Annotated in this window: 9 protein-coding genes; all 9 read right to left on the bottom strand. The window is 23.5% G+C overall.

What is annotated here, in order from left to right:
- The coding region (locus tag M0D11_RS00585; protein WP_252319085.1) for a hypothetical protein at positions 1–2136 on the bottom strand (2136 nt) is incomplete at its 3' end.
- Positions 2137–2359: 223 nt separating this feature from the next.
- Positions 2360–3979: a lysine--tRNA ligase gene (locus M0D11_RS00580; protein ID WP_252319084.1), complete on the bottom strand. Its 1620-nt coding sequence runs from the start codon at positions 3977–3979 to the stop codon at positions 2360–2362.
- A 553-nt stretch (positions 3980–4532) separates the two neighbouring features.
- Positions 4533–4748 carry a GNAT family N-acetyltransferase gene (locus tag M0D11_RS00575; protein WP_252319083.1) on the bottom strand — a complete coding sequence of 72 codons (216 nt, stop codon included), beginning with the start codon at positions 4746–4748 and terminating at the stop codon, positions 4533–4535.
- Positions 4749–4813: 65 nt separating this feature from the next.
- Positions 4814–5827 (bottom strand): ABC transporter ATP-binding protein, encoded by a 1014-nt coding sequence (locus tag M0D11_RS00570; RefSeq protein ID WP_252319082.1) that lies wholly within the window; start codon positions 5825–5827, stop codon positions 4814–4816.
- A gap of 96 nt (positions 5828–5923) precedes the next feature.
- The gene (locus tag M0D11_RS07080; protein WP_252319080.1) at positions 5924–9151 is read right to left on the bottom strand and encodes an ABC transporter permease; all 3228 of its coding nucleotides are present in this window, start codon (positions 9149–9151) and stop codon (positions 5924–5926) included.
- A gap of 133 nt (positions 9152–9284) precedes the next feature.
- Entirely contained in the window at positions 9285–9866 is a 582-nt protein-coding gene (hpt, locus tag M0D11_RS00560) for a hypoxanthine phosphoribosyltransferase (protein WP_252319078.1), read from the bottom strand.
- A 122-nt stretch (positions 9867–9988) separates the two neighbouring features.
- Entirely contained in the window at positions 9989–12010 is a 2022-nt protein-coding gene (gene ftsH / locus M0D11_RS00555) for an ATP-dependent zinc metalloprotease FtsH (RefSeq protein ID WP_308699591.1), read from the bottom strand.
- A gap of 37 nt (positions 12011–12047) precedes the next feature.
- Positions 12048–13337, bottom strand: a complete 1290-nt coding sequence (gene tilS / locus M0D11_RS00550) for a tRNA lysidine(34) synthetase TilS (RefSeq protein ID WP_252319076.1) — start codon at positions 13335–13337, stop codon at positions 12048–12050.
- 32 nt (positions 13338–13369) lie between these two features.
- Positions 13370–14098: a tRNA1(Val) (adenine(37)-N6)-methyltransferase gene (locus tag M0D11_RS00545; RefSeq protein ID WP_252319074.1), complete on the bottom strand. Its 729-nt coding sequence runs from the start codon at positions 14096–14098 to the stop codon at positions 13370–13372.
- Between the last annotated feature and the right edge of the window lie 3 nt (positions 14099–14101).

The following is a 14101-nucleotide window of genomic DNA, read 5'->3' as shown; positions in this document are numbered from 1 at the left end:
TTCTGATAAAGGTTGCTGTAACTCTGGAATTTCAGTACTTATTAATTTTCATACTTCATTTAAAGATGTTAATTTTATTTCTTCTTCATTTAATTTATTTTTAATTTTTTGTTCTTCTTTTTTTGAATTTTTTTTATTTAAACTATTTTTTAAATTATCACAATTTTCAGTAGTTTTTTTAATTTCCATTGCAAAAAAATCTCTAATATTTTCCAATGTTGTAGATAAATCTTTTACTTCATCTTTATGTAATTCCTTTATTGAAATTAATTTTTTTTCTAAATAATTTATTTGAAATTCTAGTTTTTCAATGGTTTTATTTTGTTCTTCAATTTTTTGATCTTGTCAACTAGGTTTCTCATTTTCTTCATTTATTTCGGTTTGGATTTCAATACTTACTAATTTTGATTGATTAATTGTTCTTAAAGACTCCTGAATTTTTTCTTTTTTTTCTCTAATTGCGTTTTCTATTATTTCTTTTTCTTTTAATTTAAAATTAATTTCTAAAGTTGTGAAATCATCTTTAAATTCATTTTCTATTTTTTCATTTTCTTCTCTTATGTTTTCTAAATTATTTTGAACGTTAAAATTTTCATTAAATTTTTTAATACTATCAGCATTTTGTTCTCAATAATTTTCAATAATCTTAATAAATTCCATATTTTCTAATTTATTAACTTCTTTTAAGAAATTAATAAATATTTTTTGATCTTTACTAATATTTTTAATTCATTTTTCTTTTATTTTTTTAAGTTCAAACATCATCGTATGTTTATTTTGCTTAAAAAAATCCTCAATTTTATTAATTTTATCTTCAATTTTTTTTATTTTTTTATCATTAATACTTAACTCAGTATCATGTCTTGTAATATTATCTTGTAACTCCGCAATATAATCATTCTTTTTCTTAATATCACTATTCTTTTTTTTAATCACTACATCTATTTCTTTTAAATATTGTTTTTTTCCTTTTTTATCATCTGAAATATTTGGAATAAATATTAGATTTTCAATATTATTTTTATTTTCTTCTAAATCTTGCAAGTAAGTAATTTTTTTAATTTTTATATTTTTCTTTCGTTTTTCTAAATTTTCAATTTGTTTTCTTTTTTCTGCTATCTCTTTCTCATGTATTCTAATTTGTTCTTTTTTTTCTTCTAATTCATTTTTAAATAATTCTATACTTTCTTTCACTTTATCTTTAGTTTTAATAATTTCTTCTTGTTCACTTATTAATTCTTTTTCTCGATCATTATATTTTTCAAATATATCATTGTATATTCTTTCTTCATTTTTAATAATTTTTTTAATATATCGGTTAAATATGTCATCTATTAATTCAAAGAAAAATACAAAATTTTTATCAAATTTACTTTTTAAATCTTTATCTTCATTTAAAATTAATTTATATTCATCTCCACTTTTCATTCTAAATGCTCAAAAAGATAAAATTAATTGAGTCATAACTTCTTCTTTAAAAAGGTTTTCAAAAATTTTCTCTTTTTTATTTTCTAATTCCTCATTTTTTTGATATAGCCTACGAATTTCTTTATCAATTTTTATTTTTAATTCTCGTGTTTTTTTTAAAAACTCTTTTTTATTTTCAAAAATGTTTAAATTTATTGTTTTTAAAAAAATAATATCATTACTTATTGTTTCACTTAAAAAATTAAAAAGATTAAAATAATCTGTGATTTCAGTAAACTCAGTACTATTTTGGCTAACTTTATTAATTTTATTTTGTTCAATTAATGTTTTATTTTTCTCCAAGGATAATAATTTTTCATTTTGTTCTTTAATTTTACTATCAAGTTCTATTAAAAAATAATCTAATTGTCTAATTAATTTTAAATTTTCTTTTTTTTCTCAAAAATAAGAAAAGAAATTATATTTTAAATCATTTCTTAATTCTTTAATTAATTTATCTAAATCAGTTTTTTTATTTTCTTTTAATTGAGTTAATGGTGCTGATGTACTTGGGTTTTCAAAATCAGTATCTTCTGAATTAGAAAAAAAATTATCTTTTTCATTGTATTCTTTAAAAAAATTCTTAAAAGTTTCAACAACTTCGTCTAAATTTTCATCAGTTAAAGGATAATTTCTAAATTTTTTTATTAATTGATTAAATCAAGGCATAAATCTTATTCTCCTAAATTTTATTTATAAAATAAAAAAACCAATTGTTTTTAAATAAAACAATGGGTTTGAAAACTTATATTTTTCAATCTTTTGTGTTAATAACAATAAAACGCTCCTTATTCTAAAGAACTATCTTGATTATAACTAATTAATTTATCTTTTTTTTAAAAAAAGATAAATTACTATTATATGTTTATATAATAAAAATTTATCACAAAAATTATTTTTCAGTTCTGGGTTTCATATGTGGAAATAATAATACATCTTTAATACTATTTTGACCAGTTATTAACATAACCAAACGATCAATACCAATGCCCAATCCACCTGTTGGTGGCATACCATATTCCAATGCTTCAACAAAGTCTAAATCCATAGTTGCTGCTTCATCATTACCACTATTTTTTTCTTTTACTTGCTCTTCAAAACGATTATATTGTTGCAAAGAATCATTTAATTCCGAATAAGCATTTGCATATTCTCTACCAGCAATAAATAATTCAAAACGATCAGTAAACTCTTTACTATTTTTATTTAATTTAGCAAGTGGTGAAATTTCAATTGGATAATCAAAAATAAAAGTAGGTTGAATTAAAGTTTCTTCAACAAAAGATTCAAAAAATAAATTAATAATATGACCAGTACTATTATAATGATCTGGAATATGAAGTTTATAATTTTTTGCAAGTTTTAATATAAGTTTAAATGTTTTATTTTTTTCAATATTTCTAATATTATCATCTTCAATATTATGATATTTTAAAATCATATCACTAATTTCTTGGAAAATTTTAGTAAACTCTTCATCTTTGATCATAGCTTTTTTAATTGAATCAATCATACTAATTTTTTTTCATGATTTTTCAAAATTTAATATATTTTCATCATATTCTAATGTTAATTTATTATGCACTGTATTAATTAAATGTTTTATACAAGACTCTGTTAAATCCATCATATATTTCATATCTTGATAGGCAACATAAATTTCAATAGTTGTAAATTCTGGATTATGTTTTTTACTCATACCTTCATTACGAAATAATCTACCAATTTCATAAACTTTTTCAAAACCACCAACTATTAATCTTTTTAAATGTAATTCAGTAGCAATTCGTAAATATAAATCAGTTTTTAATGTATTATGATGAGTAATAAAAGGTTTAGCGGCAGCACCACCATATACTTCTTGTAAAATAGGTGTTTCAACTTCTAAATAACCTTTATTATTTAAAAAACTTCTTAATTCATTAATAATTTGTGTACGTTGTAAAAATGTTTTTTTAGTTTCTTGATTCATAATTAAATCTACATATCTTCGTCGATAACGTTCTTCAATATCTGTTAAACCATGAAATTTATCTGGTAAAGGTCTAAGTGCTTTTGATAACATTACAATATCATAGACTTGAACTGTTAGTTCTCCTTTATTGGTTTTCATAACCTTACCTTTAATACCAAAAAAATCGCCTAAATCTGCATATTCTGCAAATCATTCAAATTTTTTTTGATTAACATATTCTGGTTTTAAATAAATTTGAAATTTACCTGTTTGATCTTGCAAATGAGCAAAGATTGAACCCTTTCCCATTTCTCTTTTTGTCATTAATCTACCTGCCATTTTAATTTGATCATTAGGTAAATTAGCAACAAATTTTGCTAACTCTTCTTTATTTTTATTTCTAAATTCGCTATTTAAAGTTTCACAATTATAATTTCTTTCTCAATTACGCCCATAAATATCATAATTTTGCTTATATAAATCTTGTATTTTTTGATATCTTAATGCTTCTTGCTCTGTCAAAATACGTCCATTAATTTCAAGTTTAGTTTCTTTCATTGTTTTCATCCTTTGTATTTAAAATAAGTATTTAAAATAAAAAAATTAAATTAAATAAGATTGTTTAGGTTTATACATAATGATATCAATTTTCAATACCAAATTCTACTGTCAACAATTAATTTTAAATTTTATAATAAAACCCTTATATTTATAATAAGGATTAAAGTTTAATTTAAATATTTCTACTAATAGATATCTATAAAAATTAGAGATAATTTATTAAACATTTTTTACTTTCTAAATATTAATTTTGTATAAAATATGTTTTGTTAAAATATCACTTTTATTTATTTTTGGATGATAAAATTCTTTTATTTTTTTCATACCTATTCGTTTCATTACATTTTCTGATTTAATATTTAATATACTAGTAAAACTATAAATTTCAGTTAATTTTAAATTGTTTTTTGCATATTTTAAACATTCTTTAGCTGTTTCTGTTGCTATTCCTTGACCTTAAACACTTTTTTTAAAACGCCAACCAATTTCAATACATGGTCTAAAATCAACAATAAAATCAACTTCGCTAAAGCCAATAAAACCAATAAATTTATTGTCTTTTTTTAAATTCAACAGCATAAAAACCAAATCCATTATTATTTAAATTATTTTTAATTTTCAAAAAATATTTTTCTGTATCATCTTTTGATAATGTACTAGAAAAATATTTCATGACATCTTTATCAGAATTTAATAAAACAAGTTCATCTAAATCACTATCTTTTCACTGTCTAATTTTTAATCTAGGGGTTTCAAAAAATATCATATTTTTACTCCTTTGTTATGATATTTTTTCTATTAACAATTTGTTAGTTTATTTAATTAATAATATTAACTTCAATTTATTTCACTTGGTTTCATTGGTTTTTCATTATTCTTTACACTAATAATTTTACCATTTTTAACGTTAATAACAGTATTTGCAACATATTGGAAGTTAGGATTATGAGTAACCATAATAATTGATGTTTTATATTCTCGATTAACATCCAATAAAATTTCTAACACCTTACGCCCCATTTCCTCATCAAGTGCTCCTGTTGGCTCATCACAAAATAAAATTGTCGGATTTTTTGCTAGTGCTCTACCAATCGATACTCTTTGTTGTTGTCCACCTGATAATTGACTTGGAAACTTATTCATATGTTCATCCATTTCAATAACTTGAAAAATATCATCAATACTCATATTTTTATTTTTAGCAAGATTTTCACCAACTTCAGCATTTTCACGAGCAGTTAAATTAGTTAATAAATTGTATTGTTGAAAAATAAAACCAACATTATCTCGTCTAAATTTAGTTAAATGACTATCTTTTAATAAAGATAAATTGTATCCCGCCACAAAAACATCACCAGTATTAGGTTTATCCAATCCCGAAATAATATTTAATAATGTTGTCTTACCACTTCCCGATGGTCCTAAGATAACAACAAAATCACCTAATTTAATTTTTAAATTAACTCCTTTTAATACTTCATATTCTAAGTCTCCAGTTAAGTAAGATTTTTTAACATCAAATAATTCAATAACATTAGTTTGAGTATCAGGAGTATTATTAGTCATTGATATAATTTTACCTGCTAAAATTTCTTTTGAATGAGTTTTTGTTAATTTTTTAATTGCTTTTTGATTATCTTTAAAGGCTTGCAATTTAGCTTTATTAGCTTCTATTTCTTCCTTTGATTCTGGTTTATCATGAGATTTATGAGTTACTGGTGGTATTGTACCTTCGGTTTTAGATACTGACTTCTTTGTAAAACTAGATTCTAACTTATTTTTAGTTACTTGTTTACTTCCAATGTCTTTATCATCTTTTTTAATTTCCTTATTATCTTTTTTCATTATCATTTCTCCTTTTTAATTCCATGCTTTTATAAATAACACACTCATTTTATCAATTACTTTATCTTATTTATATAGAAATGCTTAAAAAATATTTTAACTTCCTTGTAATAAAGCTGTTACTGGTTTGTATTTAATTAAATATAACCCAACAGCATAGCCAATAACCATTATTAAAAATACCATTCCAAAGCAAGATAAAATTGTAACTAGATTAGCAGCCACATTAAAAACAACGCCTGCTTTAGTTGCAATAATTAAAGTAATAATATTTCACACAACATAAGAAATAATAGTACCTAAAATAAAAGCAACCAATAAAGCAATAATATAGGAGCCAATAATCAATCTGTTAATTTCATTTACACGATAACCCAAAGATTTCATCATTGCAATAATTAATAAATTATTATCTAAAATCATATTAACAATAATTACCAATACAAAAGCTACAGCAAATAATGTTAAAATTTTTGTAATATTTATAATTGTTCTAATTCCATCAAATATTTCAACTAATAATCTTTTAACTAAATCATTAATAAAAGGTATTTTATTAATAGGTTCTAAATTTTTTGCTAATATTTGTTCTTTAGTATATTCTGCAGATGGTTGCAAAATATTTATATAATTTAATGGAAAAATATTGCTCTCTTTAGATAATCAATGATTAAAAGAATCTGATATTGGTTTTGGAACTTCTGACGGGGAAGGTTTTATTAATCCAATAGATGTTCGTAAATCATCAAGATTAATATAAACATTCGAATTGTCTAAATTATTTTCAATAATTCCTTTAACTTGATAAATTACTGGAATTGTATAATTATATCAACTTGCTAACATTAAAAAGTGATCATCAATTTTATAATCATTTAAAATTGATAATGTTTTTGAAATAACTGCTGATAAAATATAAGCTGTAGTTGTTATATTTTGTCCTTGATTATCAGTATAAGTAACTTTTTGTGCTTGTAAATTATGAGAATTATTAAAAATAGGATCAATATCACGATTTTTTGCTTCTTTAAAGTTAAATCAATTTTTTCAAACTAAATCTTGATATGGATCATTATAAAGTCCTGTTGCTTTAATTTTTTTTGCGAGCATGCGGCCTTGATTATGTCCTTTTCATTCATTAGGAGGTCTTAAATTTATTTCAATAGTTGGATAATACTTATTATTATAAATATTTAAACCTAAACTAATACCAGGCAACGGGTTTATTTCTGGATTAATACCTGTATTTGTTGAAATATAATTAAATATTTGATGAATATTTTGACAAATAATTTCCATTAATGGTTCAGGTAGTATCTTTTTTGGATTAATAAAATCTTCACAATCAGATTTAGTCTTAGTTTTTTGATAAAGGATATTAATTTCTTCGCTATTCATAAAATAATCTTTAAAATTATTATTAATAATAACACTTTCAATTTTTTTAGCTTTACTATCATTATCAATATGAAAATCATCAGCTACTCATTGATGATATTTATTAGTACCAGTTTCTTTATCTTTCGCAATATCTTTTTCTGAAACTCAATCAAAAACCTGCTTATCAATACTTAAATTAGAATCATTAGTATATGTATACATTGATGAAGTTGATGTATTTCATTTAACATCTTTATTGTAATATCCATATAAATTATTTATTTTATTATCAAATAAATCAGTAGCTGAACTTTGAAATAGTAATAAAAAACTAACAAAAATAAAAGTAAAAAATACTAAAAATAGTTTTCCAACCGATTTTAGAGTGAAAGCAATTGCTAAACGTTGTTTAAATGGTCAATAACGAAAGGGGTATTTTAAAACTGAAATTAGTTTAGAACTTGAATTACTTGGTCTATCATAAATTAATAATAATGGACTAACACGTAATTTTGTTTCCGATTGCATATAACTAATTACTATAAAAATAATAGGAATAATTATTAAACTTACAATAAATACTATCCAACTAAAAAATAGTATTGGTAATGGCATAAAAAACCCAATGTTATTTAACGAATTAAATCATATTTGTAATCCTAGACCAATACCTAAACCAATAATACTAGAAATGAATGTTATCAAAAATATTAAAATTACAAAACTAATAGCAATTTGAAAATTACTATAACCAAGAGCTTTTAATAATCCTATCTGTGGTTTTTGTAAATCAATTTCTTTTCTAACATATGACATAATGATAAAAATAATAACTAATAATACTACAAGAGTAATTGCCATAAACATTATATTTTCCATTTTAAAACTCTCTAAAATTTGTCCTGAACGAATATCTTCACTATCACTGCTAATAATTGAACCAAAACTAAAACTAAAAGTTTTAATTAAAAGTTCTTCTAACTTACTAACAAAATAACTATCGTTATTGTTAACTCTTAATAAAAATATATTATTTAAATTAGTTCTAAATGTAGAATCTTTTATTAAATTATTAAACCATTGATTTGACATATAAACAGGACTTGTATTTTCAGATGTCGGATTAGGATTTGTTGCAGTACGACTACCAGTAATTCCCCAATAAGCATAGCCAATACCAACAACTTTTAACTTTTCAACTTTATCAATAACTGTTATATAATCATTTAATTTAATATTATTAATACGTGCAAATTCAGGATTGATCACTATTTCTAATGGATTAATAGGTTTAATGCCTTCGGAAATATAAACTTCATTAATATTATTTCTTTTTGGAGCAAAATCAAAAGATTCACTTTTTTCTGAAGTATAAAATCCATTTTCTAATGAATAATAAATTTTTTTAAGAGAAATAACGTTTTCATAATCAAAAGTTTTAAAAAATGATTTAGCAAGTTCATAATGTTGCAAATTATAAATTTCATCATTTTTAACTTCGTTTTCTAAAATATCATTAAATAATATTCCTTGATAACTTAATCCTCAGTTTAACAAATAATTTTCAAAATCTTTATTAATTTCTACTCCCGAAGGAAGGGTAGGAAAACTATTATTTCTAAGATTATTTTCTTTAATTTCATCTATCTGTGCATAAATTTCTGATTCATGTAGATGACCTTCAAATTGTTTTTTGATAATTGTTTGGATTCTTGATGTTACAGTAGCAGTATCTTTATAATTATTTAATAATTGTAAATTAATACGATAGTCATATTTACCACTATTGTTTAATACTGTATAAAAACCCGATTCAGCTCTTGATGCTGTACTATAAAGCGCAGAAAGAGTAGAAATTACAATAACTAATAGTATTATAATACCTAAATATTGTAATAATCTTTTCTTGATTCCTCTTAAAACATTAACAAAAAGATTGCTCATTATAACTCCAATATTCTTATACAACTTAAAAACTGCTAATAGTATAATTTTATCATAATAAAATAATTCTAATTATATTTGAACTATATTAAAAAATAAAAATTTTAATATTATTATTAACTTCTAAACTTATTTACTTAACTACTTTTTTACATTTTTCTAAAATTGCAATTTTATTAAGGTCAGCAATACCAACATAAGGTAAGTTTCTCAATTTTTCATCGTAATCAAGACCATATCCCACTAAAAAATGATCAGGAACTTCAAAACCATATCAATCAGCTTCAATTTTAGCAACTCTTTTAGATTTCTTATCTAATAGAGTAATTATTTTTACCGATTTTGCTCCAAGTTCTTGTAAATGATCACGAATTTTAAATAACGAATTACCTGAATCAATAATATCTTCAACAATTAATAAATCACGACCCTTAACATTATTAATAACATCCATTCTTATTTTTGGTTTATTTACCGCCTTTGTTTGCCCTAAATATGACTCTACATACATAAAATCAACCAAACAATCAATCTTAAGATTTAACATAAATTGTGATAAAAAAGGTAAACATCCTCTTAATATCCCTACTAAAATAATGGGCTCTTTATTATCTTTATAATAACTATTAACTGATTTTGCAAGTTCAATAATTTTATTATTAATTACATCAGTACTTAATAATATTTTTTCTACTAATTCATGTTTTTCCAACATTGTTTTTCTCCTTATTACTTTTTATATTATATTTACCAAATAAAAAAAGAAAATAAAACAAAACTTACACATTATTGAAAATATTAAAATAGTAAGTTTTGTTTTTTATTATAATAATTTAATTATTTCTTCTTAGGAACAACTGATATTGTATCATCATCAGTCCCTGAATTATTATCTTCCTTTTTATCATTTGATTCATTATCCTCTTTGGAAAGATTTTTACTATTTTTTTGCATTTCTTTTTGCATTTCTATTACTTCAATTGGTAATTTATTATATTTATCAATATATTCTATTTGTTCAGCAGTAATTGTTTCTAAAGTCATTAATGATTTAGCAATTAATTCTAATGTATCTTTATGTTTTTTAATTGTTGCTACTGCTTCAATATAACAAACATCTAATAATTTTTTAATTTCTCCATCAATTTTAGATGCAATATCATCAGAAAACTTATTTGCTGCAAAAGGTGAATACTCATTACGTGGACTTTCAAATTGAACTAATCCTAATTCAGATGACATTCCATATTCAGTTATCATTTTTCTGGCAATATTTGTTGCTTTTTCTAAATCATCATGAGCACCAGTAGTAATATTTGCATTACCAAACATAATTTCTTCTGAAGCGCGACCACCTAAATAACCAGTAATAGTTGCTCTTAAATGTACTTTTGAATAAAACATAGTATCTTCTTTAGGAGTCATAATAGTATATCCACCTGCTTGTCCACGTGGTATTATTGTAACTTTTTGAACTTTAGAAGCATATTCTAGTTTTAAACCAATAAGAGCATGTCCAGCTTCGTGATATGATACTATTTTTTTATCCATATCAGTAATTACTCTTGAAGTTTTAGCAGGTCCACCAACAACTCTATCAATAGCTTCATCAATTTCTACTAAACCAATAACTGTTTTATTATGACGAACAGCTAACAACGTTGCTTCATTTAATACATTTTCTAATTGTGCACCACTAAATCCTGGCGTTCTCTCTGCTATTCTTTGAAAATTAACTTTTGGCGAAATATTTTTATTACGAGCATGTAATCGTAAAATTGCTTCACGTTCTTTAATATTAGGTCAACTTAAAGAAATTTGACGATCAAATCTACCTGGACGTAATAACGCTTCATCAAGTACATCAGCACGGTTAGTGGCAGCCATAATAATAACTCCCAAGTTAGTTTCAAATCCATCCATTTCAACTAATAATTGGTTTAAAGTTTGTTCATTAGTTGCAGTTGAAGCTGAGGCACGTTTTCTTCCTACTGCATCAATTTCATCAATAAAAATAATACAAGGAGCACTTTTTTTAGCAGTAGTAAACATTTCTCTAATTCTTGAAGCTCCAACTCCAACAAAAACTTCTTCAAATTCAGAACCAGAAATTGAAAAGAAAGGAACACCTGCTTCACCAGCAACTGCTTTTGCTAATAAAGTCTTACCAGTACCAGGCGGTCCTACAAGAAGAACTCCTTTTGGCACTCTTGCACCCATTTGTGCATATTTTTGTGGAAACTTTAAAAAATGAACAACTTCTTCTAATTCCAATTTTTCTTCTTTAATACCAGCAACATCAGTAAATCTAGTATCTGATGTTCTAATCTTAGCACGACTTTTTCCCATTGAAAAAGGACTCATGCCACCACCGGCACCCATTTTATTCATTTTAGAAAATAATCAAAATGAACCACCAACTAATACTAATATTGGAAACATACTAATTAAAAATGTTTTTCAAAACGGAACTAATTCACTAATAATTGTGGGGTTAATATCAAAGCCTTTACCCTCTTTATCTTTTCTGAATAATTTTTCAATAACATCATGATAAAAACCACCTGTAGCAGTTCCAGAAACTGTCGCTTCAAATCGTTTTACCTTACCATTAATTCCTAAAAAACCTGTAATATAAGTAGTATGATCAAAAAATTGAACTTGTACTCCATCAATTTTACTAACAGTGTCACTACTATTGCCAGGGAGTTTACCATCTCTAAGTAATGTTTCTAATTGAAATTGATCTAAAGTTAAAGCATTACCTCTTAAAAAATATCACAATAAAATTCCAACAAATACTAAAAAAGCAACGAATAGTGCAACAATCATTCAATTAATTTTAATTCGCGTTTGCATTATTTTTTCACCTACGTTTAATTTCTAATTTATTTTCTTAAATAATACCATAATATTTTAGCACATACAAATTAGGTTTCTCACTAATATTGTTTTTATTTACTGATAATTTTGGAATTGCCACTACTTTTCCGCTTGAATTTATGATTACTGGTCATATAAGACGTTCACGATATGGAATTTTATTATCAATAAATAAACGATTAATTTTTTTTGTACCAAATGGTGTCTCAATTTCTTCTTCACCATTATTAGTTCTAATTGTTAATGGAAAATCTGATTTATTAATATATAAAGCTTGAAATTCACCACCTGTTGGTTCAGTTTTAGAAATAGTAATTTCCTTAAAATTATAGTTATTTATTTTAGAAATTTTATAACTAAATTGTTTTGGTTCATTTTTTTCACTAATATATGCAAAATTATATTCTTTAATAACTCAAGTATTTTCAGAAATACAAATAGTAATATTTGGTTTACTAGATTTAGTTAAAACTCTAACTATTTCTTTAATTTTAGCCTTTTTTAAAGATAAAACTAATTCTTCATCATATTGGCTTAAAAATTCATAGATAATCATTTGTTGTAATTTAAATTCATATTTTTTAAATTCATTAATAGCAAGCACATCATCATTAATAATGGTATTATAAATTACTTCAAGTTCATCTTTCAGTAACTCTTGTTCACTATTTAATTCTTTAATTTCACTTAACATTAAATTAATATCAAAATCAGTAAGTTTATTAATTTGTTGTTGTCTAATTCGATTTCTTTCATAAATAATTAATTCATTTGTTTCATCAAATCCATATTTAATATGATACAAAGTTAAATAGTCAATAATATCTTCTTTTTTTAATTCTAACATTGGACGATAAACCGATAAAGATTTATATGTTGTTTTAAATTTTAATCCATAATAAGAAACTATTGCCTTGCGTTGTTTTTGAATAATATATGTTTCAAGTAAATCGTAAATATGATGTGCTACAACAAGATTATAAACTTGATATTTTTGAGCAATTTCATTAAAAAAATCATATCTAAGTACACGTGCTTGACTTTGAAAATTTTGTTTTTTATTGTATTCCTCTTCTTTAATATTTTTTACTTCTAAAGTTATTTTATTATTTGTACAATATTCTCGAACAATTTGCTCATCAACATTACTACTTCAACGTTTATGATAATTAACATGACAAACAATAATTTTAAACTCATTACGTACTAAATTATCTAATAAAAACATACTATCTGGACCACCTGATACAGCTAATAAGTAAGTTATTTTTTTATTAAGTTTATTTAATCAATTAATATTCATTTTAAACACCTAACCTTACACTTATATTAAGATTATTTATATCACTTTGCTATTTCATCAATATAAGTATTATTTTCATTATGACAAATCAATGGTGGCAAAACAATCATTCCTTCTTTCGCTAAAAATCCTGCTTCAATTAAAAAAACATTGGCAGCCTGATTAATTTTAGGATAAACTATTTGTAATTTTTTAGGTGTAATTTGATATTTTTTTAATAAAAGCAGTGTTTCGTTTATTCTTTCTACACTATTTATCATAACCAATCGCCCTTTGTCTTTTAATAATTTACTTGCGCTAGCAATAATCTCCTCTAAATTAATATATACTTCATGTCTTGCTGCAATTTTTAAAGGTTGTGCTTTTACTTTGCTTTTATCTCATAAAGGAAAAAAAGGTGGATTACATACAATTAAATCAACTTTTTCTTTTTCTCTTTGAGCATAAATTTTTATGTCTTCATGAACAATGACAATTCTTTTTTCTAAATTATTAAGTTTTATATTTTCTAAAGCAAGTTCAACAGCTGGCTCTTGAATTTCAATACCAATTACTTTTCCTTGAAATTTTGCCGCTAAAATTATTGGAATAACAGCATTATTAGTTCCAAAATCAATTATTGTTTTAGTACTGGGTTTTATTTTAATAAAATTACTTAATAAAATAGTATCCAAAGAAACACAAAACATATCTTTTCTTTGAATAAGCTTAATTTTTTTATCATCTTGATTTAAAATTAAAATTTTTTTTGTACTTTCCATAGT

It is taken from the genome of Spiroplasma endosymbiont of Lariophagus distinguendus (assembly GCF_023846195.1).
In the GTDB taxonomy this organism is placed as follows: domain Bacteria; phylum Bacillota_I; class Bacilli_A; order Mycoplasmatales; family VBWQ01; genus Spiroplasma_E.
Note: the sequence above shows the minus strand (reverse complement) of the source record. Positions and strands in the feature narration are given on the sequence as shown.